The organism is Nissabacter sp. SGAir0207 (assembly GCF_005491205.1).
In the GTDB taxonomy this organism is placed as follows: domain Bacteria; phylum Pseudomonadota; class Gammaproteobacteria; order Enterobacterales; family Enterobacteriaceae; genus Chimaeribacter.
Window position 1 is genome coordinate 3,221,912 of record NZ_CP028035.1, and the last position, 22,801, is coordinate 3,244,712.

Annotated in this window: 17 protein-coding genes and 1 riboswitch; of the genes, 13 read left to right on the plus strand and 4 right to left on the minus strand. The window is 63.9% G+C overall.

The window, feature by feature from the left end; all coding sequences use genetic code 11:
- Nucleotides 1–38 precede the first annotated feature (38 nt).
- A riboswitch (TPP riboswitch) is annotated at nt 39–150 on the plus strand.
- A gap of 45 nt (nt 151–195) precedes the next feature.
- From thiB to thiQ, 3 genes are read left to right on the plus strand one after another with little or no spacing between them, the layout of a single operon-like run.
- Complete coding sequence (thiB, locus tag C1N62_RS14440; RefSeq protein WP_370465601.1) at nt 196–1,179, plus strand: thiamine ABC transporter substrate binding subunit; 984 nt, start codon at nt 196–198, stop codon at nt 1,177–1,179.
- Complete coding sequence (gene thiP / locus C1N62_RS14445) at nt 1,155–2,780, plus strand: thiamine/thiamine pyrophosphate ABC transporter permease ThiP (protein WP_137764286.1); 1,626 nt, start codon at nt 1,155–1,157, stop codon at nt 2,778–2,780. Before thiB ends, thiP begins: the two co-directional genes overlap by 25 nt.
- Complete coding sequence (thiQ, locus tag C1N62_RS14450) at nt 2,764–3,462, plus strand: thiamine ABC transporter ATP-binding protein ThiQ (RefSeq protein ID WP_137765025.1); 699 nt, start codon at nt 2,764–2,766, stop codon at nt 3,460–3,462. The genes thiP and thiQ overlap by 17 nt, the downstream gene beginning before the upstream one ends.
- Here thiQ and C1N62_RS14455 read toward each other — a convergent pair.
- A complete protein-coding gene (locus tag C1N62_RS14455) occupies nt 3,459–4,226 on the minus strand; it encodes a DedA family protein (RefSeq protein WP_137764287.1) in 768 nt (255 codons plus the stop codon). The two genes, thiQ and C1N62_RS14455, sit on opposite strands and share 4 nt — an antisense overlap.
- Before the next feature lie 177 nt (nt 4,227–4,403).
- On the opposite strand from C1N62_RS14455, the gene C1N62_RS14460 reads away from it, so the two are divergent.
- The 4 genes from C1N62_RS14460 (at nt 4,404) to C1N62_RS14475 (ending at nt 12,154) form a co-directional block, all read left to right on the plus strand.
- Nucleotides 4,404–6,773: a DNA polymerase II gene (locus tag C1N62_RS14460; protein WP_137764288.1), complete on the plus strand. Its 2,370-nt coding sequence runs from the start codon at nt 4,404–4,406 to the stop codon at nt 6,771–6,773.
- Between the two features lie 237 nt (nt 6,774–7,010).
- Nucleotides 7,011–9,917, plus strand: coding sequence for an RNA polymerase-associated protein RapA (rapA, locus tag C1N62_RS14465; protein ID WP_137764289.1), 2,907 nt, complete (start codon nt 7,011–7,013; stop codon nt 9,915–9,917).
- 54 nt (nt 9,918–9,971) lie between these two features.
- Entirely contained in the window at nt 9,972–10,658 is a 687-nt protein-coding gene (gene rluA / locus C1N62_RS14470) for a bifunctional tRNA pseudouridine(32) synthase/23S rRNA pseudouridine(746) synthase RluA (protein WP_168195868.1), read from the plus strand.
- Between the two features lie 197 nt (nt 10,659–10,855).
- The gene (locus C1N62_RS14475; protein ID WP_137764290.1) at nt 10,856–12,154 is read left to right on the plus strand and encodes a Gfo/Idh/MocA family protein; all 1,299 of its coding nucleotides are present in this window, start codon (nt 10,856–10,858) and stop codon (nt 12,152–12,154) included.
- Between the two features lie 51 nt (nt 12,155–12,205).
- Here C1N62_RS14475 and djlA read toward each other — a convergent pair whose 3' ends face one another.
- On the minus strand, nt 12,206–13,018 hold the full coding sequence (gene djlA / locus C1N62_RS14480; RefSeq protein WP_137764291.1) for a co-chaperone DjlA: 813 nt from the start codon (nt 13,016–13,018) through the stop codon (nt 12,206–12,208).
- Nucleotides 13,019–13,200: 182 nt separating this feature from the next.
- Here djlA and lptD point away from each other — a divergent pair, with 182 nt between their 5' ends.
- The 6 genes from lptD to apaH all read left to right on the plus strand — a co-directional run bounded on the left by lptD (nt 13,201) and on the right by apaH (nt 19,953).
- The gene (gene lptD / locus C1N62_RS14485; RefSeq protein WP_137764292.1) at nt 13,201–15,543 is read left to right on the plus strand and encodes an LPS assembly protein LptD; all 2,343 of its coding nucleotides are present in this window, start codon (nt 13,201–13,203) and stop codon (nt 15,541–15,543) included.
- 65 nt (nt 15,544–15,608) lie between these two features.
- Complete coding sequence (surA, locus tag C1N62_RS14490; protein ID WP_137764293.1) at nt 15,609–16,907, plus strand: peptidylprolyl isomerase SurA; 1,299 nt, start codon at nt 15,609–15,611, stop codon at nt 16,905–16,907.
- A complete protein-coding gene (gene pdxA / locus C1N62_RS14495; RefSeq protein ID WP_137764294.1) occupies nt 16,894–17,886 on the plus strand; it encodes a 4-hydroxythreonine-4-phosphate dehydrogenase PdxA in 993 nt (330 codons plus the stop codon). Before surA ends, pdxA begins: the two co-directional genes overlap by 14 nt.
- On the plus strand, nt 17,879–18,718 hold the full coding sequence (gene rsmA, locus C1N62_RS14500; protein ID WP_137764295.1) for a 16S rRNA (adenine(1518)-N(6)/adenine(1519)-N(6))-dimethyltransferase RsmA: 840 nt from the start codon (nt 17,879–17,881) through the stop codon (nt 18,716–18,718). The genes pdxA and rsmA overlap by 8 nt, the downstream gene beginning before the upstream one ends.
- The gene (gene apaG, locus C1N62_RS14505) at nt 18,718–19,095 is read left to right on the plus strand and encodes a Co2+/Mg2+ efflux protein ApaG (protein ID WP_137764296.1); all 378 of its coding nucleotides are present in this window, start codon (nt 18,718–18,720) and stop codon (nt 19,093–19,095) included. Before rsmA ends, apaG begins: the two co-directional genes overlap by 1 nt.
- Nucleotides 19,096–19,098: 3 nt before the next feature.
- Nucleotides 19,099–19,953 (plus strand): bis(5'-nucleosyl)-tetraphosphatase (symmetrical) ApaH, encoded by an 855-nt coding sequence (apaH, locus tag C1N62_RS14510; protein ID WP_137764297.1) that lies wholly within the window; start codon nt 19,099–19,101, stop codon nt 19,951–19,953.
- Between the two features lie 60 nt (nt 19,954–20,013).
- Here apaH and C1N62_RS14515 read toward each other — a convergent pair whose 3' ends face one another.
- Both C1N62_RS14515 and folA read right to left on the minus strand, forming a co-directional pair.
- Nucleotides 20,014–21,906 (minus strand): PhoX family phosphatase, encoded by a 1,893-nt coding sequence (locus tag C1N62_RS14515; protein ID WP_137764298.1) that lies wholly within the window; start codon nt 21,904–21,906, stop codon nt 20,014–20,016.
- Between the two features lie 150 nt (nt 21,907–22,056).
- Nucleotides 22,057–22,542, minus strand: coding sequence for a type 3 dihydrofolate reductase (gene folA, locus C1N62_RS14520; RefSeq protein ID WP_137764299.1), 486 nt, complete (start codon nt 22,540–22,542; stop codon nt 22,057–22,059).
- Nucleotides 22,543–22,801: the final 259 nt, after the last annotated feature.

Consider the following 22,801-nt stretch of genomic DNA (forward strand, 5'->3'; position numbering starts at 1 on the left):
CCGCCCTTTCGCCCGCCGGAGTAAGCCTTTACAATGGCGCGTTCTCAACGGGGTGCGAAATGCTGGCGTCAGTTGCCAGCTTTGGCTGAGAGAGTCCCGTCGAACCTGATCCGGTTAATACCGGCGGAGGGATTTGAGAGTGCTTCCTGCTTGCTCAAACTCCTTTGCCACCCTTCTGCCAAGGAGCGCAAAGTGTTGAAAAAGATCGTGTCCTGCCTGCTGTTTATCTCTGCCCCGACGCTGGCTGCCCAGCCTGTCCTGACGGTGTACACCTATGACTCCTTCGCCTCCGAGTGGGGCCCCGGCCCGGCGGTGAAAAAAGCCTTTGAGGCGGAGTGCCACTGTGAACTGAAATTCGTGCCGCTGGAGGATGGCGTCTCGCTGCTCAACCGGCTACGGATGGAGGGCAAAAACAGCCCGGCGGACGTGGTGCTGGGGCTGGACAACAATCTGGTGCAGGCCGCCGCCCAGACCGGGCTGTTTGCGCCCTCGGGCGTCGACACCGCCGCGCTGAAGGTGCCGGGTGGCTGGCAGGACACCACCTTTGTGCCCTACGACTACGGCTACTTCGCGTTCGTCTACAACAAGCAGAAGCTGCAAAACCCGCCGACCAGCCTGCGCGAGCTGGTGGAGAGCGACCGCCCGCTGAAAGTGATCTATGAAGACCCGCGCACCAGCACGCCGGGGCTGGGGCTGCTGCTGTGGATGCAGAAGGTCTATGCCGATGACGCGCCAACGGCCTGGCAGAAGCTGGCGAAGAAGACCGTCACCGTCACCAAAGGCTGGAGCGAAGCCTACGGCCTGTTCCTGAAGGGCGAGGCGGACATGGTGCTGAGCTACACCACCTCACCGGCCTACCACCTGATTGAAGAGAAAAACGACGCCTACGCCGCCGCTGACTTCAGCGAGGGGCACTATCTCCAGGTGGAGGTGGCTGGCCAGCTGGCTGCCAGCCGCCAGCCGCAACTGGCGCAGCAGTTCATGAAGTTCATGCTCACCCCGGCATTCCAACAAACCATTCCGACCGGCAACTGGATGTACCCGGCCACCGACACCCCGCTGCCCGCGGGCTTCGAGAGCCTGAGCGTACCGAAAACCGCCCTGAGCTACAGCGCCGCTGACGTGGCCACCCACCGCGCCGACTGGATCCGGGCATGGCAAACCGCCGTCAGCCGCTGATCGCCGGCTGGCTGCTGCCGGGGCTGATCGCCGGCGGGCTGCTGCTGGCGGTGGCCGGGCTGGCGTTCGGCGCGCTGTGGCTGCACGCGCCGGTCGCCAACTGGCGGGCGCTGGCGCAGGACAGCTACCTGTGGCATGTGGTGCGCTTCACCTTTATGCAGGCGCTGCTGTCGGCGCTCTGCTCGGTGCTGCCAGCGCTGCCGCTGGCGCGCGCGCTGTTCCGCCGCCGCTTTCCCGGCCGCCGCCTGCTACTGCGCCTGTGCGCCATGACGCTGGTGCTGCCGGTGCTGGTGGCGGTGTTTGGCCTGCTGAGCGTCTATGGTCGGCAGGGGTGGCTGGCCGCGCTCTGTGGCTGGCTCGGCCTGCCCTACGCCTTCTCACCCTACGGCTTGCAGGGTATCCTGCTGGCGCACGTCTTCTTTAACCTGCCGCTGGCGACCCGGTTGCTGTTGCAGTCGTTGGAGGGCATCCCGGTGGAGCAGCGCCAGCTGGCGGCGCAGCTGGGCATGAGCGGTTGGCAACAGTGGCGCTTTGTTGAGTGGCCAGCGCTGCGGCGGCAACTGCTGCCCGCGGCGGCGCTGATCTTCATGCTCTGCTTTGCCAGCTTCGCCACCGTGCTGTCATTGGGCGGCGGGCCACAGGCGACCACCATTGAACTGGCGATCTATCAGGCGCTGAGTTACGACTACGATCTGGGCCGGGCGGCGCTGCTGGCGCTGCTCCAGCTCGGCTGCTGTCTGGGGCTGGTGCTGCTGAGCCAGCGCCTCAACCGGGCACTGCCGGGCGGCCACACGCAGGCGGTGCAGTGGCGCAACCCGCAGGACAGTTGGTCGGCGCGGCTGCTGGATGGCGGACTGATTGCGCTGGCGCTGCTGCTGATTTTGCCGCCGCTGCTGGCGGTGGTGGCCGATGGCCTCAACCCGGCGCTGCCAGCGGTGCTGCAACAGCCCGCGCTGTGGCAGGCGCTGTTCACCTCGCTGCGCATCGCGCTGGGTGCCGGGCTGATCTGCCTGCTGCTTGCCATGATGCTGCTGTGGAGCAGCCGTGAGTTGCGCCTGCGCCAGCAGCGGGGCCGCGCACAGGCGCTGGAGCTGAGCGGCATGGTGATTCTGGCGATGCCGGGCATCGTGCTGGCAACCGGCTTCTTCCTGCTGATGAGCACCACCACCGGGCTGCCGCAATCGGCGTGGGGACTGGTGATGCTCACCAATGCGCTGATGGCGGTGCCCTACGCGCTGAAGGTGCTGGACAACCCGATGCGCGATCTGGCGGAGCGCTACAACCCGCTCTGCCGCGCCCTCGGCATGGGCGGCTGGCAGCGCCTGCGCTGGGTGGAGCTGAGCGCGCTGCGCCGACCGCTGGCACAGGCGCTGGCCTTCGCCAGCGTGCTGTCGATGGGCGATTTTGGCGTGGTGGCGCTGTTCGGCAACGAGCAGTTCCGCACCCTGCCCTTCTACCTCTACCAGCAGATGGGAGCCTACCGCAGTCAGGCGGGCGCGGTCACCGCGCTGCTGTTGCTGCTGCTCTGCTTCCTGCTGTTTACCCTGATTGAACGCCTACCGGAACGCCGCAATGCCCGAACCGATACTGACGCTGGATAACATCACCTACCTCTATGAGCATCTGCCGATGCGCTTTGATCTGGCGCTGGCCGCTGGCGAGCGGGTGGCGATCCTCGGCCCCAGCGGCGCGGGCAAGAGCACGCTGCTGGGGCTAATTGCTGGCTTCCTGGCGCCAAGCAGCGGCACGCTGCGCATTGCCGGTGACGACCACACCCGCACGCCGCCCGCGCGGCGGCCGGTGTCGATGCTGTTTCAGGAGAACAACCTGTTTGCCCATTTAACGGTGCGGCAGAATCTGGGGCTGGGGCTGCACCCCGGCCTGAAGCTGGACGCCGCGCAGAAGCGCGCGCTGGTAGAGATTGCCGATCAGGTCGGGCTGGGCGACTGTCTGGATCGCCTGCCGGGGCAGCTCTCCGGCGGCCAACGGCAGCGGGTGGCGCTGGCGCGCTGCCTGTTGCGCAGCCAGCCGCTGCTGCTGCTGGATGAGCCGTTCTCGGCGCTCGATCCGGCCCTGCGCAGTGACATGCTGACCCTGCTGGATGAGGTGTGCCGCCGCCGGGAACTGACGCTGCTGATGGTGTCACATAATCTGGATGACGCGGCGCGCATTGCGGCGCGCACGCTGCTGGTGGTGGACGGGCGGCTCTACTACGACGGCCCGACGGCGGCGCTGCTCGACGGCAGCGCCAAAGAGGCGGCGGTGCTCGGCATCCGCCGTTAGAAGGCCATCACCTGCCACAGCAGGTGGCGGTAGACCGGCATCAGCGGGTGGCGCACCAGCATCACCAGTGCCACCAGCGCCGCGACAGCCGCCAGTACGCAGGCCCAGCGCAGGCGGCCCAGCGGCAGGTAACGCGACAGCCAGTCGGCGCTGCGCTTCCCTTCACGGAACCAGCGCCAGCCAAGCCAGCCGGCCAGCCACACCAGCACGAAGGCCGTCAGCAGCAGCCAGCGGAAGTGCGCCACCTCCGCGCCCGCCGGGATGCCAATCGCCACCCCCGCCAGAATGCCCGGCAGGAAGTAGACCGGCGGCCACGTCAGGCAGCCAAGGACATTGGGCAGCGCGAACTTCAGCGGCTTCAGATCCAGCATCCCGGCCACCAGCGGCACCAGCGGCCGGGTCGGGCCGATAAAGCGGCCGACAATCACCGTGGCGAAACTGTGCTGGTGCAGCGCGTGGCTGGTTTTGCTCATCAGCGACTTGTGCTTTTTCAGGAACGACCAGCGGTGCAGCGGCTTCTTGAAGCGGTGGCCGATGTAGTAAGAGATCCAGTCACCGGCGAAGCAGCCGATGATCCCCGCCGCCCAGGCCTCGTAGAAGTTGACCCGCCCGCTGCCGATAAAGGCACCGAGCGTCGCCATCATCACCGTGCCCGGCAACAGCAGCCCCACCAGCGCCAGCGACTCCAAAAAGGTCACCAGCAACACCGCGGCCAGTGAGAACGCAACAGATTGGGTAATCAGATGTTCAATGTAGGATTCCATAAATTCCAACGCGTTTTCCGGCTTAATTCATCATTTTGGCGCTGAATTGTCATCGCCGTCATTAATGCAGTCAATGAATGAATTGTATGTGGTTTTGGCAGAAGCGGCGGCGGTTGGACAGCGCCGGATGAAAAACCGATACTGATCGCCCGCTCTCAGGCCGCAAGAAGGTAGCCCATGACCCCAGCCCGCCAGGGTTTTATCCTGACCCGCCACTGGCGCGACACCCCCGCCGGCACCGAACTTGAGTTCTGGCTGGCGACCGATGATGGCCCGCAGCGGGTGCTCCTGCCGCCGCAAACCGCCGTGGCCTTCCTGCCCGCCGAGCAGCAGGCGCGCGCCGAGGCGCTGCTGCGCGGCGAACCGGGTGCGGTGCTGCGCCCGGTCAACCTCCAGGATTTCCGCCACCGGCCGCAGCTCGGCCTCTACTGCCCGCAGTACCGCCAGCTGACGCGGCTGGAGAGGCAGTTCCGCGAGCAGGGGTTGTCGCTGTATGAGGCGGACATCCGCCCGCCGGAGCGCTTCCTGATGGAGCGCTTCATCACCGCGCCGGTCTGGTTCAGCGGCGAGCCAGCCGCCGACGGCAGCCTGCGCCAGACGCGGATGAAACCGGCGGAGGGCTACCGCCCGCCGCTGAAACTCGCCTCCATTGACATCGAAACCAGCGGCAGCGGCGAACTCTACTGCATCGGCATTGAGGGGTGCGGCCAGCGGCAGGTCTACATGCTCGGGCCAGAGAGCGGCCCGCCCACGCAGGTCGATTTCGCGCTGGAGTATGTCGCCAGCCGCCCGCTGCTGCTGGAGCGGCTCAACGAGTGGCTGGCGCGCCACGACCCGGATGCGATCATCGGCTGGAACGTGGTGCAGTTTGACCTACGGGTGTTGCAGAAGCACGCCGACCGCTACGGCATCCCGCTGCGGCTGGGCCGGGGCGGCGCGCCGCTGGAGTGGCGCGAGCACCCCTTCAAGCAGGGGCACTACTTCGCCTCGGCGGCCGGGCGGCTGCTCATCGATGGCATTGAGGCGCTGAAATCAGCGTTCTGGAGCTTCCCTTCCTTCAGCCTGGAGTCGGTGTCGCAAACCCTGCTCGGCGAGGGCAAGGCAATTGACAACCCCTACCAGCGGCTGGCGGAGATTGAGCAGCGCTTTCGCAGCGACAAACCCGCGCTGGCACGCTACAACCTGAAAGATTGCGAGCTGGTGACGCGCATCTTCGCCAAGACCGACCTGATGCCCTTTTTGCTGGAGCGCGCCAGCGTCACTGGGCTGGAGGCGGATCGCCACGCCGGTTCGGTGGCGGCCTTCAGCCACCTCTATATCCCACGGATGCACCGCGCCGGTTACGTCGCGCCCAACCGCGGCGAGGTAGCGGAGCAGGCCAGCCCCGGCGGCTTTGTGATGGAGTCGCGCCCCGGCCTCTATGACTCGGTGCTGGTGCTGGACTACAAAAGCCTCTACCCCTCCATCATCCGCACCTTCCTGATCGACCCGGTCGGGCTGGTGGCTGGCCTGCAACAGCCCGACGACGCAGCCTCGGTGGCGGGCTTCCTCGGCGCGCGCTTCTCGCGCCAGACCCACTGCCTGCCGGAGATTGTGCAGCGCATCTGGCAGGGGCGCGAGGCGGCCAAGCAGCAGGGCAACGCCCCGCTCTCACAAGCGCTGAAGATCATCATGAACGCGCTGTATGGCGTGCTCGGCACCAGCGCCTGCCGCTTCTACGATCCGCGCCTCGCCTCCTCCATCACCCTGCGCGGCCATGAGATCATGCACCGCACGCGGGCGCTGATTGAGGAGGAGGGCTATCAGGTGATCTATGGCGACACCGACTCGACCTTTGTCTGGCTGAAGCAGGCCCATGATGAGACGCAGGCGCGGCAGATAGGCCAGCGGCTGGTGGAGAGGGTCAACGGTTACTGGCAGCAGAGCCTGAAGGCGGAGCTGGGGCTGGAGAGCGCGCTGGAGCTGGAGTTTGAGACCCACTTCCGCCGCTTCCTGATGCCCTCGATCCGTGGCACCGGGACGGAGCTGGGCAGCAAAAAGCGCTACGCCGGGCTGGTGAGCCGCGACGGCCAGGAGCAGATCATCTACAAGGGGCTGGAGACGGTGCGTACCGACTGGACGGCGCTGGCGCAGATCTTCCAGCAGGAACTTTACCAGCGCATCTTCCGCCAGCAGCCCTACCAAGAGTTTGTGCGCGACTACGTGGCGCGCACCCGCGCCGGTGAGTTTGACGACCGGCTGGTCTACCGCAAGCGGCTGGGCCGGCCGCTGGCGGAGTATGAGCGCCACGTGCCGCCCCACGTGCGCGCCGCGCGGCTGGCGGATGAGTATAACCGGGCACACAACCGGCCGCAGCAGTACCAGAAAGGCGGCTGGATCAGCTACGTGATGACCCTCGCCGGGCCGGAGCCGCTGGAGGCGCGCAGTGCCGCCATCGACTATGAACACTACATCGAGCGGCAACTGGAGCCGGTGGCGGATGGCATTCTGCCTTTCGTCCAGGATGATTTTGCTACACTGATTACCGGGCAGATGGGACTGTTCTAACCGGCTGCCCGCCGGGCCGCCGGGATGCGGCACCGGGCCACGCGCCCGGCATGCAGAGACGTAACAGAAATAACGGCGCTGGCAGGTGACGAAACCGCAACCTTCCATTACCATAGCGCCCTTTCCCATTTTACCTGCCCATCACTCCGTGCCTCGCTGCATGGGAGGCTTTGCTATTGCCCAAAGGGTAAGCAAGGAAAAACGTACGACCCGACCTTATCAACACAGAGAGTAACTATGCCCTTTAAACTTGGTCAGCGCTGGATCAGCGATACGGAAAGCGAATTAGGATTAGGCACTGTGGTGGCGCTCGACGCGCGCATGGTGACGTTGCTCTTCCCCGCGACCGGCGAAAACCGCCTTTATGCCAGAAACGACTCCCCTATCACCCGCGTGATGTTCAATCCGGGCGATACCGTCACCAGCCATGAGGGCTGGCAACTGCACGTGGATGAAGTGAAAGAGGATAACGGCCTGCTGACCTATATCGGCGTGCGCCAGGATACCGGCGAGTCGCCGGTGGCAATGCGCGAGGTGCTGCTCGACAGCAAGCTGACCTTCAGCAAGCCGCAGGATCGCCTGTTTGCCGGCCAGATTGACCGCATGGACCGTTTTGCGCTGCGCTTCCGCGCCCGCAAATACCTGCGTGAGCAGTACCGCCTGCAATGGAGCGGCCTGCGTGGGATGCGCGCCAGCCTGATCCCGCACCAGCTGCACATCGCCCATGAAGTGGGCCGCCGCCATGCGCCGCGCGTGCTGCTGGCGGACGAGGTGGGTCTGGGCAAGACCATCGAAGCCGGGATGATCATCCACCAGCAACTGCTCGCTGGCCGGGCCGATCGCGTGCTGATCGTGGTGCCGGAGACGCTCCAGCACCAGTGGCTGGTGGAGATGCTGCGCCGCTTCAACCTGCGTTTCTCCCTGTTTGATGATGAGCGGTATGCCGAGTCGCTGCACGAGGCGACCAACCCGTTCGAGAGCGAGCAGCTCGTTATCTGTTCGCTGGACTTCGTGCGCCGCAACAAGGGCCGTCTGGAGCAGCTGGCGGACGCCGCCTGGGATCTGCTGGTGGTGGATGAGGCGCACCACCTGGCCTGGAGCGAAGAGGCACCAAGCCGCGAGTACCAAGTGATTGAGCAACTGGCCGAGCAGACGCCGGGCGTGCTGCTGCTGACCGCCACCCCCGAGCAGCTGGGGCCGCAGAGCCACTTCGCGCGCCTGCGCCTGCTCGACCCGAACCGTTTCCACGACTACCACGATTTTGTCGCCGAGCAGCAGCAGTACCGCCCGGTCGCCGACGCCGTGACCCTGCTGATGAGCGGCAACGCCCTCTCCAACGACGAGCAGAATTTGCTGGGCGAGATGGTCTCCGAGCAGGACATTGAGCCGCTGTTGGCGGCGGCCAACGGCGAGGGCGAGCAGAGCGAGGCGGCACGCCGCGAGCTGGTCTCCCTGCTGATGGATCGCCACGGCACCAGCCGCGTGCTGTTCCGTAACACCCGTAACGGCGTGAAGGGCTTCCCGCACCGCGTGCTGCATGAGATCCGCCTGCCGCTGCCGTCGCAGTACCAGACCGCGATCAAGGTCTCCGGCATCATGGGCGCGAAAAAGAGCACCGAGGAGCGCGCGCGTGACATGCTCTACCCGGAGCGCATCTATCAGGAGTTCGAGGGTGAGAATGGCACCTGGTGGAACTTTGACCCGCGCGTCGAGTGGCTGATGGGCTTCCTGACCGCCAACCGCCACGAGAAGGTGCTGGTGATCTGCGCCAAGGCCGAAACCGCGCTGCAACTGGAGCAGGTACTGCGTGAGCGCGAAGGCATCCGCGCTGGCGTCTTCCACGAGGGGCTGTCGATCATTGAGCGCGACCGCGCCGCCGCCTACTTCGCCTCCGAAGAGGAGGGCGCGCAGGTGCTGCTCTGCTCCGAGATCGGTTCCGAGGGGCGTAACTTCCAGTTCGCCAGCCATCTGGTGATGTTTGACCTGCCGTTCAACCCGGATCTGCTGGAGCAGCGCATCGGCCGCCTTGACCGTATCGGCCAGCTGCACGACATCCAGATCATGGTGCCTTACCTTGAGCAGACCGCGCAGGCAGTGCTGATCCGTTGGTATCACGACGGGCTGGACGCCTTCGAGCACACCTGCCCGACTGGCCGCACCATCTATGACAAGCACCACGAGCAGCTGGTGACCTATCTGGCCGCGCCGACCCAGACCGACGGCCTGCCGGAGTTCATCCACCAGTGCCGTCTGGAGCATGACGCGCTGAAGCAGCAGCTTGAGCAGGGGCGCGACCGCCTGCTGGAGATGCACTCCAACGGCGGCGAGGCGGCGCAGGCGCTGGCCGAGTCGATTGCCGAGTGTGACAATGACGTCAATCTGGTCAACTTTGCGCTGAACCTGTTCGACATTGTCGGCATCAACCAGGATGACCGCAGCGACAACCTGATCGTACTGACGCCCTCTGACCACATGCTGGTGCCGGACTTCCCCGGCCTGCCGCAGGATGGCTGCACCGTCACCTTCGACCGTGAGCAGGCGCTCTCGCGCGAGGACACCCAGTTCATCACCTGGGAGCACCCGATCATCCGCAACGGCCTGGATCTGATCCTCTCCGGCGACACCGGCAGCTGTGCCGTCTCGTTGCTGAAGAACAAGGCACTGCCGGTCGGCACCCTGCTGGCGGAGCTGGTCTATGTGGTCGAGGCGCAGGCGCCGAAGCACCTGCAACTGACCCGCTTCCTGCCGCCGACGCCGATCCGCATGTTGATGGATCGCAAGGGCACCAACCTGGCGAAGCAGGTGGAGTTCGAGAGCTTCAACCGCCAGCTCAACGCCGTGAACCGCCACACCTCCAGCAAGCTGGTGAACGCGGTGCAGCAGGATGTCCACGCCATGCTGCAACAGGCAGAGGCGCTGGTGGCCGACGAGGCGAAGGCGCTGATTGAGGCCGCCAAGGTCGAGGCCGACGAGCAGACCAGCAGCGAGCTGGCCCGTCTGGAGGCGCTGCGTGCCGTCAACCCGAACATCCGTGACGATGAGGTGGAGGCGCTGGAGCACAACCGCACCCAGGTGCTGGCGAACCTGAATGACGCCACCTGGCGTCTGGACGCCATCCGTCTGGTGGTGGTGAGCCACCAGTAACCCGTTCCGGGCGCGCCTGCCGCGCCCGGTTCCCTTTCCCCGAGACAAGAAGCGATGAGCGACAATGCCGCGTCCCTGACGCCCCCGCTGGAAGCCTACCACCCGCCGCTGGATCCGTGGCTGATGCTGCTCTATCAGGACGAACACCTGATGGTGGTCAACAAGCCGAGCGGTTTGCTCTCGGTGCCCGGCCGGGCGGAGGAGCACAAGGACAGCATCATCACCCGCATCCAGCGTGACTTTCCGCTGGCCGAGTCGGTGCACCGCCTCGACATGGCCACCAGCGGCGTGCTGGCGGTGGCGCTGACCAAGGCTGCCGAGCGGGAGCTGAAACGCCAGTTCCGCGAGCGCGAGCCGAAAAAGCGCTATCTGGCGCGGGTGTTCGGCCATCTGGCCGAGGATGAGGGGCTGGTGGATCTGCCGCTGATCTGCGACTGGCCGAACCGGCCCAAGCAGAAGGTGTGCCACGAGAGCGGCAAACCGGCGCAGACCCTCTACCACGTGCTGGCGCGTGACGCGGATGGCACCAGCCGCGTGCGCCTGACGCCGATCACCGGCCGCTCGCACCAGTTGCGCGTGCACATGCTGGCGCTCGGCCACCCGATCCTTGGCGACAACTTCTACGCGCCGCCCGAGGCGCGGGCGATGGCCCCCCGGCTGCAACTTCATGCCGAGACCCTCACCCTCACCCACCCGCACTTCGGCACGCCGATGACCTTCCGCGCGCCCGCCGACTTCTGATTGCCTGACCGCCGTCCGTCGGCGGTCATTTTTTGACCCGCATCACAAACTCACATCACTGGCCGCCATTTCTCCTGCTAATTGATTGTGCCGGGCAGACATTCCGCCGCCCGCTTTTTATGCTTCCCCCTATCCGGCCCGGCAACACAGCGATACCGCCGCGGCCTTTGCCTTACGCAGGTGATAAAGAGGATGTCATGAAAAGATATGCATTAGTCGGAACCGGTGGGCGCGCGGGCCTCTTTATTGAGGCCATCGGCAGCACCTACCGGGAGAGCGCCAGGCTGGTGGGATTTTGTGATACCAACCAGACGCGGATGAACTACGCCAACCGCCTGCTGGCCCAGTCAGGCGCGGCGCCGGTGCCGACCTTCTCGGCGGCGGAGTTCGAGGAGATGATTGACGAGACCAGCCCGGACATCGTGATCGTCACCAGCATTGACCGCACCCACGATGACTACATCATCCGCGCGTTGCAGGCTGGCTGCGATGTGATCACCGAAAAGCCGATGACCATCGACGCCGAGCGTGCGCTGCGCATCACCGAGGCGATCGAGGAGAGCGGCCGGCAGGTGCGCGTCACCTTCAACTATCGCTACGCGCCGCACCACAGCAAGGTGCGCGAACTGCTGATGAAGGGAACGATTGGCGAGGTGTTCTCCGTGCACTTCGAGTGGCTGCTGAACACCGAGCATGGCGCGGACTACTTCCGCCGCTGGCACCGCGAGAAACGCAACAGCGGCGGCCTGCTGGTGCACAAATCGACCCACCACTTCGATCTGGTCAACTTCTGGCTCAACAGCGCGCCGGAGCAGGTCTACGCGATGGGCGACCTGCGCTTCTACGGTCGCGAGAACGCCGAGCGGCGCGGCGAGACCCAATTCTACGCCCGCGCCCACGGCTCCGCGCTGGCGAAGGAAGATCCTTTCGCGCTGCACATGGCCGATAACCCGCAGTTGAGCGCCCTCTATCTGGAGGCGGAGCATGAGGACAGCTACTACCGCGACCAGAGCGTCTTCAGCGACGGCATCAACATCGAAGACACGCTGTCGGTGCTGGTGAAGTACCGCAACCGCGCGCAGCTCACCTACTCGCTCAACGCCTACCTGCCGTGGGAGGGGCTGAACGTGGTGTTCAACGGCAGCAAGGGACGGCTGGAGATGAAGGTGGTGGAGCACTCCTACGTCAACGGCGGCGGCCTGCGCGAGGGAGAAGGCGCGCTGGATGAGTGCCAGATCACCGTCTGGCCGATGTTTGGTGAGGCGTGGCAGGCGGAGTTCACCGCGGGCGCAGGCGGCCACGGCGGCGGCGATCAGGCGATGCTGGAGGATCTGTTTGGCTCGCCGCCCATCGACCCGCTGCAACGCGCCGCTGACCACCGCGCTGGCACGCTCTCCATCCTGACCGGCATCGCTGGCAACCTCTCGATGCAGCGCAATGCGCCGGTGCGCTTCGATGAGTTCGAGGTGGTGCGCAAACTGCGCGGCGGCCGCTGAGCGCCATAAAAAAAGCCGCCCGCGGGCGGCTTTTTTGTGCGTGGCAGGCGGCTATTTAAAGCCCTTCTCACGCTTGATCAGGTCATAGGCGGCCTGAATCGCCTGCGCTTTCTGCTTCGCCATCTCCATCATCTCTGGCGGCAGCCCCTTCGCCACCAGCTTGTCCGGGTGGTGCTCGGACATCAGCTTGCGGTAGGCGCGCTTGATGGTGGTGGCGTCGTCACCGGGCTGCACGCCCAGCACCTTGCAGGCGTCCGCCAGCGTCGGCCCCTGTGGCTGCTGGTAGCCGCCGTGGGAGTAACCGCCCTGCCCGCCGCCAAACTGCTGGCCGCCCTCCATCATGCTGAGGAACTGGTCGAACTGGTGGCGCGAAATGCCCAGCTCCTCGGCGATCACATACAGCACCTGCCGCTCGTTCGGGTGCAGCACGCCGTCGTTGAACGCCACCTGCACCTGGATTTCGAGGAACATGCGGATCAGGTCAAAGCGCCCAAAGCAGACGCTGCGCAGCTCACGCAATTTGTCACGCAGCGGGAAATTGCTCTCCTTGCCCTCGCGGAACGCCTGCTGCGCCATGGTGCGCTGCTCGCCATGCAGCTGCATACGTGCCATCAGCTGGCTGGCGGTCTGGATGTCGGCTTCCGTTACCCGGCCCTTCGCTTTTGACAGGTGTCCCATGACCTGGAAGGTGGTGCGGAAAAAGATGGTCTGTCTTGTCTGCTGATCGGCAAAGTAGCCCTGACGGCGGGTGGCCCGCGCCCGGTCAACCAAATGACCGATCAGAAATCCCAATACTATGCCCCAAAAGCCCGCACCGGACATCAAGCCCAGTACAACGCCGAGCAGCTTTCCCCAATACTGCATATACTCCTCAATTCACCATGCCGTCGCGTAAGATTTGCTTTATCATACTCGGCATTTATCCGGATGCCTAACGACGACAGAATTGCGGCTGGATTTAACACTAGCGCAACGTAGATGAGTGAGATAGTCTCTGACCGTTTGCCGGCATGATGCCCCTGATGACGGAACACCCTATACCGCGTATGAAAAAAACTCTTCCTACACTGCTGGCCACCATGATTGGCACGGCACTCTACAGCCAGGGCGCGATGGCCGACCTTGCTGAACAATGTATGCTTGGCGTTCCCACCTACAATAAGCCGCTGGTGAATGGCGATCCGGAGACCCTGCCGGTGCACATTCAGGCTGACAAGAGTGAGGCCAACTATCCGGACAACGCCATCTTCTCTGGCAACGTCAACATCCAGCAGGGGAACAGCACCCTGACCGCGGATCAGGTGCAACTCGACCAGACCCAGGTGAAAGACCAGCCGGAGCCGGTGCGCACTGTGACCGCGACCGGCAACGTCCACTACGACGACAACCAGATCAAGCTGAAGGGGCCGCGCGCCTTCTCCAACCTGAACACCAAAGATACTGACGTCGATCAGGGCGACTACCAGATGGTAGGCCGTCAGGGGCGCGGCGATGCCGATAAGATGAAGATGCGCGGCAACAACCGCTACACCATCCTCGACAACGGCACCTTCACCTCCTGCCTGCCGGGCGACAACAGCTGGAGCGTGGTCGGTTCCGAGGTGATCCACGACCGCGAGGAGCAGGTGGCCGAGATCTGGAACGCCCGCTTCAAGATTGGGCCGGTGCCGGTGTTCTACAGCCCCTACCTGCAACTGCCGGTGGGCGACCGCCGCCGCTCGGGCTTCCTGATCCCGAACGCCAAATTCGGCAGCCACAACGGCTTCGAATTCATGCTGCCGTACTACTGGAACATCGCGCCCAACTTTGACGCCACGCTGACGCCGCACTACATCAGCAAGCGGGGAATGCAGTTCCAGAACGAGTTCCGCTACCTGACCGCGCCGGGCGCTGGCAACATCGAGTTCGATTGGCTGCCAAGCGACAAAGAGTACCGCGACGACTATCCGCAGGATGACGACTCCACCCGCTGGCTCTTCTACTGGCGCCACAGCGGCGTGATGGATCAGGTGTGGCGCTTCAACGTCGACTACACCAAGGTGAGCGACTCCCAATACTTCACCGATCTCGACTCGGAGTACGGCTCCACCACCGACGGCTACGCCACACAGAAATTCAGCGTCGGCTACGCCGATGCCAACTGGGATGTGACGCTGGCGTCGAAACAGTTCCAGGTCTTCGCCGACGCAGGCAATGCCAACGCCTACCGCGCGCAGCCGCAGCTCGACATCCACTACTACCAGAATGACCTTGGCCCGTTTGACTTCAACGTCTATGGGCAGGCCGCGCGCTTCACCAGCGTCAACCCGGACAACCCGGAGGCGACCCGTCTGCACCTGGAGCCGACCGTCAACCTGCCGCTGGCCAACCGCTGGGGCAGCCTGAACACCGAAGTGAAGCTGCTGGCGACCCACTACCAGCAGGATGTGCCGGACGAGTTCAACGCCAACCGCAACTTAGCGCTGAAGGACAACGTCAACCGCACCATCCCGGAGTTCAAGACCGACGGCAAGATGGTGTTTGACCGCAACATGACCTGGGCGGAGGGCTACACCCAGACGCTGGAACCGCGCGCGCAGTACCTCTACATCCCGTACCGCGACCAGAGCAACATCTACACCTACGACTCCACCCTGTTGCAGTCGGACTACACCGGCCTGTTCCGCGACCGCAGCTACAGCGGCCTGGATCGCATCGCCTCCGCCAACCAGGTGGCCGCCGGTTTGACCTCGCGCATTTATGATGATGCGCTGGTTGAACGTTTTAACGTTTCTGCGGGTCAAATCTACTACTTCACCCAGCCGCGTACCGGCGATCCGAACTCGTCGCTGGATGAAGATGATGACACCGGCAGTCTGGTGTGGGCGGGCGATACCTACTGGAAGATCAGCAACAACTGGGGCGTGCGCGGCGGGGTACAGTATGACACCCGCCTGGACGCGCTGGCGCTGGGCGACGCGGTGCTGGAGTACCGCAAGGACGCCGAGCGCATGGTGCAGCTGAACTACCGTTACGCCAGCCCGGAGTATATCCAGGCGACGCTGCCCACCGTGCAGAACCCCGGCTACCAGCAGGGCATCTCGCAGGCGGGCATCACCGCGAGCTGGCCGATTGCCAATCGCTGGGCCGTCGTCGGCGCTTACTACTATGATGTTGAGGCCAAACAACCGGCCGACCAGCTGATTGGTGTGCAGTACAGCACCTGCTGCTGGGCGATCAACCTTGGGTATGAGCGTAAAATCACTGAGTGGGACAACACGTCCCAGTCGAGCAAATACGATAACAGGGTGTCATTTAATATTGAGTTGCGCGGCCTGAGCAGCAACCATTCGCTCGGCACACAGGAGATGCTAAGACAGGGTATCCTCCCTTACCAGCGTGCATTCTGATTAAGTGCAACTGCTTGATGTGTAAACTTTAACCCGCTATGCGGATGACAAAAAATGGAAAAGGTATGAAGAACTGGAGAACGCTTATTCTCGGATTGGTGATCTGTGCCAATACCGCGTTCGCAGCACCGCAGGAAGTTGATAAGGTCGCCGCCGTCGTGGATAACGGCGTCGTACTGGAGAGTGATGTGAACGGCCTGATGCAGTCGGTGAAGCTGAACGCGCAGCAGGCTGGCCAGCAGCTGCCGGACGACAACACCCTGCGCCACCAGATCCTGGAGCGTCTGATCATGGACAACATCCAGTTGCAGATGGCGCAGAAGATGGGCATCACCCTCACGGATGCTGACGTGGACAAGGCGATCGCTAACATCGCTGCCCAGAACCGCATGAGCGTTGACCAGATGCGCAGCCGTCTGGCCTACGAGGGGCTGGACTACGGCACCTACCGCAGCCAGATCCGCAAGGAGATGCTGATCTCCGAAGTGCGCAACAATGAAGTGCGCCGTCGCGTCACCATTCTGCCGCAGGAAGTCGATTCGCTGGCGAAGCAGATTGGCGCACAGAACGGCAACGACGCCGAATTCAACCTGAGCCACATCCTGATCCCGCTGCCGGAGAACCCGTCGCAGGATCAGGTGGATCAGGCTGAAGAGCTGGCACGCAAGCTGGTGGCCGAGATCAATGGCGGCGCCGACTTCGGCAAGCTGGCGATCACCTACTCCGCTGACCCGCAGGCGCTGAAGGGCGGCCAGATGGGCTGGGGCAAACTGCAAGAGCTGCCGACCCTGTTCGCCGAGCGCCTGCAAAGTGCCCAGAAGGGCCAGGTGGTAGGGCCAATCCGCTCCGGCGTTGGCTTCCATATCCTGCGCGTCAATGACATCCGCGGCAACAACCAGACCGTCTCCGTCACTGAGGTGCACGCCCGCCACATCCTGCTGAAGACCTCCGTGGTGCTGACCGACGATCAGGCGCGCGCCAAACTTGAGGACGCGGCCAACCAGATCAAGAGTGGCCAGTCGGACTTCGCCACTCTGGCGAAACAGCTCTCCCAGGATCCGGGTTCTGCCATGCAGGGCGGCGATCTTGGCTGGGCCTCCCCGGACATGTACGATCCGGCGTTCCGCGATGCGCTGCTGAAGCTGCGCAAGGGTGAAGTGAGCCAGCCGGTGCACTCCGCCTTTGGCTGGCACCTGATCCAGCTGCTGGATACACGCCAGGTGGACAAGACAGACGCCGCCCAGAAAGATCGGGCCTACCGTATGCTGTTCAACCGCAAGTTCGCCGAAGAAGCGCAGACCTGGATGCAGGAGCAGCGCGCCGCGGCCTACGTGAAAATTCTGGATGGCAATGCACAACCTTAATCCTGTGGTGATCACTCCCGGCGAACCCGCCGGGATTGGGCCGGATCTGGTGGTTGCCCTGGCTCAGCAGGCATGGCCTGTTGAGCTGGTGGCTTGCGCCGATCCGGCTTTGTTGTCTCAGCGTGCCGCGCAGCTTGGCCTGCCGTTGACGCTGCGCGACTACCAGCCGGGGCGGCCCTCCACGCCCGCCCCGGCCGGCACCCTGTCGGTGCTGCCGGTGGCACTGGCCGCGCCGGCGCACGCTGGCCAGCTGGACGCTGCCAACAGCGCCTACGTGGTCGAGACGCTGGCGCGCGCCTGCGATGGCTGCCTCGCGGGCCACTTCTCGGCGCTGATCACCGGCCCGGTGCACAAAGGCGTGATCAATGACGCTGGCGTGCCCTTCAGCGGCCACACCGAGTTCTTCGCTGATCGCAGCGGCTGCGACCGGGTGGTGATGATGCTCGCCACCGAGGAGCTGCGCGTGGCGCTGGCCACCACCCACCTGCCGTTGAAGGAGGTGTCGGACGCCATCACCCGCCAGAGTCTGGATGAGGTGATCACCATCCTCGACGCCGACCTGCGCAGCAAATTTGGCATCGCCCAGCCGCAGATCTACGTCTGTGGGCTGAACCCCCACGCCGGGGAGGGCGGCCACATGGGGCGCGAGGAGATCGACACCATCGGCCCGGCGCTGGAGGCACTGCGCCAGCGCGGCATCAACCTGATTGGGCCACTGCCCGCCGATACGCTGTTCCAGCCGAAATATCTGCAACATGCGGATGCCGTGCTGGCGATGTATCACGATCAGGGGCTGCCGGTGCTAAAATACCAGGGGTTCGGCCGGGCGGTGAACATCACCCTGGGCCTGCCCTTTATCCGAACTTCAGTAGACCATGGTACCGCCCTGGAGCTGGCTGGCAGCGGCACTGCCGACGCCGGGAGCTTCAAGACGGCCTTACATCTCGCCATTAAAATGATAACCAACAGTAATGAATAATCGAGTCCACCAAGGGCACTTTGCCCGCAAACGTTTTGGACAAAACTTCTTAAACGATCAGTTTGTCATCGACAGCATTGTCTCCGCCATCCACCCGCAACCGGGCGAGGCGGTGGTTGAAATCGGCCCCGGCCTCGGCGCACTGACCGAGCCGGTCGGCGCACGCATGGACAAAATGACCGTGATCGAGCTGGACCGCGATTTGGCGGCCCGGCTGGAAGTGCACCCGACGCTGAAGGACAAGCTCACCATCCACCAGCAGGACGCCATGACCGTCAACTTCGCCGAGCTGGCGGAGCAGGCAGGCCAGCCGCTGCGGGTGTTCGGCAATTTGCCGTATAACATCTCTACCCCGTTGATGTTCCATCTTTTCAGCTATACTCAGGCGATCCGCGACATGCACTTCATGTTGCAGAAAGAGGTGGTCAACCGTCTGGTGGCCGGGCCGAACAGCAAGGCCTATGGCCGCCTGACCGTGATGGCGCAGTACTACTGCAAGGTTATCCCGGTGCTGGAAGTGCCGCCGACGGCCTTTACCCCGCCGCCGAAAGTGGACTCCGCCGTGGTGCGTCTGGTGCCGCACACCGAGCTGCCCTACCCGGTCGGCGACGTGCGCATGTTGAGCCGCATCACCACCGAGGCGTTCAACCAGCGCCGCAAGACCATCCGTAACAGCCTCGGCCACCTGTTCACCCCAGAGCAGCTGACCGAACTGGGCATCAACCCCGGCCTGCGGGCGGAGAACATTACCGTGGCGCAGTATTGCGCGCTGGCAAACTGGCTCTCCGCCAATCCGCCGCATCAGCAGCAGGAACCACAGGAGTCGCTGTAATGATTGAGTCGCCCCGCGTTTGCGTACAGGTACAGAGCGTTTACATTGAGTCCCAGTCGTTGCCCGACGAGAACCGCTATGTCTTTGCTTATACCATCTCGATCCGCAACCTGGGGCGGCATCCGGTACAGCTGCTGCGCCGCTACTGGCTGATCACCGACGCCAATGGGCGTGAAATGGAGGTCCAGGGCGAGGGGGTGGTCGGCGAGCAGCCGCACATCCTGCCCGGCGGCGAGTTCCAGTACACCAGTGGTGCCGTGCTGGAGACGCCGCTCGGCGCCATGCAGGGCCACTATGAGATGATTGATGAGCAGGGAGCGCCCTTCCGTGTCGCCATTCCCGCCTTCCGCCTTGCCATTCCAACCATGATTAACTGAGTTATGTCGACATATCTGATAGGCGATATCCACGGCTGCTATGAGGAGCTGCGCGCGTTGCTGGCGCAGGTCAATTTCGATCCGGCTACTGACACCCTGTGGCTGACCGGCGATCTGGTGGCGCGCGGCCCGGCTTCGCTGGACGTGCTGCGCTACGTGCGCTCGCTCGGCCCGGCGGTGCGGATGGTGCTGGGCAACCATGACCTGCACCTGCTGGCGGTCTACGCTGGCATCAGCCGCAACAAACCCAAGGATCGCATCACGCCGCTGCTGGAGGCGGAGGATGCCGATGAGCTGATCAACTGGCTGCGCCGCCAACCGGTGTTGCAGGTGGATGAGGAGAAGCGGCTGGTGATGGCCCACGCTGGCATTACGCCACAGTGGGATCTGGCGACCGCCCAACTCTGCGCGCGTGAGGTGGAGGCGGTGCTGAGCAGTGACAGCTACCCGCTGTTCCTCGACGCCATGTATGGCGACATGCCCAACAACTGGCTGCCGGAACTGTCCGGGCTGGCGCGCCTGCGCTTTAGCACCAACGCGCTGACGCGGATGCGCTACTGCTTCCCCAACGGCCAGCTCGACATGATCTGCAAGGACATGCCGGAGCACGCACCCGCGCCGCTCAAGCCGTGGTTTGCGCTGCCTAACCCGGTGGCGGAGCAGGGTTACGCCATCATCTTTGGCCACTGGGCCTCACTGGAGGGGCGTGGCGCGCCGGAGGGCATCTATGCCCTCGACACCGGCTGCTGCTGGGGTGGCGAACTGACGCTGCTGCGCTGGGAGGATAAGGCGTACTTCACCCAGCCCTCCAACCGCCAGCATGACATGGCGGAGACCGAGGCCCCCAAGGCCTCCTGATCCGCCACCAATAAAAAGGCCGCCCGGCATCTCGCCCGGCGGCCTTTTTTATGGCGCGCGTCAGGCGCCGATGATGCCGCCATCCTCACGGGTGATCATCAGTACCGAAGAGCGCGGGCGCGGGCTGTTGTCCGGGAAGTGGGAGTCGCCCTCCTCGCCGGGGTGCTGGATGTTGACGAACAGCGTGCGGTAGTCCGGGGTGAAGGCCACGCCGGTCAATTCGCAGGACTTCGGCCCCACCAGGAAGCGGCGGATCTCGCCGCTCTGCGGGTCGCCCACCAGCATCTGGTTATTGCCCTGCCCCTGATAGTCACCGCTGTTGGTGTACTTGCCGTCGGTCAGGATCCACAGGCGGCCATCGTGGTCGAAGCCCAGCCCATCCGGGCTGTTGAAGGTGTTCTCCGCCGTGATGTTCGGCGTGCCGCGGTTGACGCCCTGCGGGTGGGCGATCGGGTTGCCGCACAGCGCGTACATGTCCCAACTGAAGCTCTCGGCGGTGGCGTCGCCGCCCTCATCCCAGCGGATGATCTGGCCGTAGATGTTGTCCGGGCGCGGGTTGGCGGCGTTGAGCGGCATCCCCTCGTCGCCACGTTTGCTGTTGTTGGTCAGGGTGCAGTAGGCGCGGCCATCATGCGGGTTGACGGCGATCCACTCCGGGCGATCCATCTTGGTCGCGCCCACCTGTGCCGCCGCCTTGCGGGCGAAGATCAGCACCTCGGCCGCGTTCTGGAAACCATTCTCCGGCGTCAGGCCATTCTCACCAAAGCGCAGCGGCAGCCACTTGCCGGTGCCCTTCAACGGCGTGCCATTGGCGTCGCCATTGAACTGCGCGGCGTAGAGCGTGCCCTCATCCAGCAGTGTGCGGTTGTTGGCCGGGTTGGCGCTGTCCACCTTGCCGTTGGAGACGAATTTGTAGATGTGCTCGCCGCGCTCGTCATCGCCCATGTAGACCACCAACCGGCCATCTTCGGCGACGGTAACGGCGGCATTCTCATGTTTGAAGCGGCCCAGCGCGGTGCGCTTGATTGGCGTGGAGTCCGGGTTCATCGGGTCGATCTCGACGATCCAGCCAAAGCGGTTGAACTCGTTCGGGTTTTTCGCCACGTCAAAGCGCGGGTCGTAGTCCGGCCAGTTGCGCTCTGGATCCTCTGGCTTCAAGGTATAGCGCTTCTGGTCAGCGGTGGTGGCAAAGCCCGCCTGTTTGGTGCCGAAGTAGGTGTCGAAGTTCTCTTCACAGGTGAGGTAGGTGCCCCACGGGGTTTTGCCGTTGGCGCAGTTGCCGAAGGTGCCGAGCACGCGGGTGCCGGTTGGGTCAGCGGCGGTTTGCAGCAGCGCGTTGCCCGCCGCCGGGCCGCTGAAGGTCATCGGCGTGTTGGCGGTGATGCGGCGGTTGTAGCGCGAGTCGGTGACGCGCTCCCAGCGCGGAGAACCGGCGACGCGGCGCACTTCCAGCACCGAGACGCCATGCGCCGCCTGCGACTTGCGCACATCCTCCAGGCTGGTGGCCTTTTTGCCGCCGTGGGCGAACAGGTATGGCTCGTTGACATATTCGTTGTTGATGGCCATCACGCCACGGTTGTCATCCAGCGGGAAGAAGCTCATGCCATCGTTGTTGTCGCCGAACTGCTGCTCCTGATCCGCCGCGCTGTTGCCGCCATTCGGATCGAAGGCTGGCGCGCCCGCGTGCAGCGGGTCGCCCCAGGAGATCAGCACGTCCGACCGGTAGCCCTCGGCCAGCACCACCTTGTCCTCGGTGGAGGCGGCAATGCCCTTGAAGCCCAGTAGCTTGCTGCCGTTGGTGCCCGTGCCCTCTGCCGCCCAGACGTCACGCGGGAAGGTGCCAATGCCGCCCAGGAAGCCCGCCAGACCCACCATCCCCGCGCTTCCCAGCAATAATTTGCGGCGGGTTGGATTCATCAGGCGGTCGGCATTCAGTTCAATTTTTTCACTCATGCTGTTTCCCTTTTCTTATTTGCGAGCGGCAGGAGGCTGCCGGCTGCCAACGATGCGGGCCAGTCTAAACAGAGAGTGTTTCAGGTTTGTTACAATTTAATGGCGAGAGGTGGAAAAACGGCGCGCCAGCCGGGCGCGCCGCCAGCAAGATTAACGACGGCGGTCGAGGATTTCGAAACAGTAACTGTGGGAGTTGTTGTCATCCGCATCGTGGAATTCGCTGAACTGGCTCTCCCACTCATCCGGCTCGTAGTCCGGGAAGTGGGTATCCCCCTCCACTTCGGCATCAATGTGCGTCAGGTAGAGGCGGTCAGCACGCGGCAGGAACTGGTCATAGACCCGACCACCGCCAATCACCATCACCTCGGCGGCGTCGCCAGCCTCGGCCAGCGCAGCCTCGACGGAGGTGGCCCAGGTGACGCCATCGTGGTCGCCGGGGTGGCTGCTGATAACAATATTGTGGCGTCCCGGCAGCGGGCGTCCAATAGACTCAAATGTCTTGCGTCCCATAATTACCGGTTTATTGAGCGTGTTACGCTTGAACCACGCCAAGTCAGCCGGTAAATGCCACGGCATGGCATTTTCCATGCCAATAACGCGATCCACCGCCAGTGCAGCGATCAGGCTGATAATCATTGTTAAACCTTGTGTCGTCGGAGTGTGTTGTCGTCGGAAAGTGTAGTACCGAAAAGTGCTGTCACTATACGGAAAGGGCCAACAGCCGTCGATAGCGTCAGCGGTTCCCAACAAATTTATGAGACAGCTCTTAGCGAAGCCGCCATTTTACCGCGTATTTCGCCACAAATAGTGGCCTGCCCGCATGTTTCCTGCCCGCAAAGTGGAAAAAAGCCAGTACAAGATCGCACTTCCTACCCCGAAGGGGTTAGTAAAGCAG

Excerpts from the sequence above, each read along its gene's own strand:
- rluA (WP_168195868.1), top strand. The coding sequence starts at position 9,972 with ATGAGCGACAATGCCGCGTCCCTGACGCCCCCGCTGGAAGCCTACCAC.
- thiP (WP_137764286.1), top strand. The coding sequence starts at position 1,155 with ATGGCAAACCGCCGTCAGCCGCTGATCGCCGGCTGGCTGCTGCCGGGG.
- lptD (WP_137764292.1), top strand. The coding sequence starts at position 13,201 with ATGAAAAAAACTCTTCCTACACTGCTGGCCACCATGATTGGCACGGCA.
- rsmA (WP_137764295.1), top strand. The coding sequence starts at position 17,879 with ATGAATAATCGAGTCCACCAAGGGCACTTTGCCCGCAAACGTTTTGGA.
- folA (WP_137764299.1), bottom strand. The coding sequence starts at position 22,542 with ATGATTATCAGCCTGATCGCTGCACTGGCGGTGGATCGCGTTATTGGC.
- C1N62_RS14515 (WP_137764298.1), bottom strand. The coding sequence starts at position 21,906 with ATGAGTGAAAAAATTGAACTGAATGCCGACCGCCTGATGAATCCAACC.
- C1N62_RS14460 (WP_137764288.1), top strand. The coding sequence starts at position 4,404 with ATGACCCCAGCCCGCCAGGGTTTTATCCTGACCCGCCACTGGCGCGAC.
- C1N62_RS14455 (WP_137764287.1), bottom strand. The coding sequence starts at position 4,226 with ATGGAATCCTACATTGAACATCTGATTACCCAATCTGTTGCGTTCTCA.
- djlA (WP_137764291.1), bottom strand. The coding sequence starts at position 13,018 with ATGCAGTATTGGGGAAAGCTGCTCGGCGTTGTACTGGGCTTGATGTCC.
- apaH (WP_137764297.1), top strand. The coding sequence starts at position 19,099 with ATGTCGACATATCTGATAGGCGATATCCACGGCTGCTATGAGGAGCTG.
- C1N62_RS14475 (WP_137764290.1), top strand. The coding sequence starts at position 10,856 with ATGAAAAGATATGCATTAGTCGGAACCGGTGGGCGCGCGGGCCTCTTT.
- pdxA (WP_137764294.1), top strand. The coding sequence starts at position 16,894 with ATGCACAACCTTAATCCTGTGGTGATCACTCCCGGCGAACCCGCCGGG.
- surA (WP_137764293.1), top strand. The coding sequence starts at position 15,609 with ATGAAGAACTGGAGAACGCTTATTCTCGGATTGGTGATCTGTGCCAAT.
- rapA (WP_137764289.1), top strand. The coding sequence starts at position 7,011 with ATGCCCTTTAAACTTGGTCAGCGCTGGATCAGCGATACGGAAAGCGAA.
- apaG (WP_137764296.1), top strand. The coding sequence starts at position 18,718 with ATGATTGAGTCGCCCCGCGTTTGCGTACAGGTACAGAGCGTTTACATT.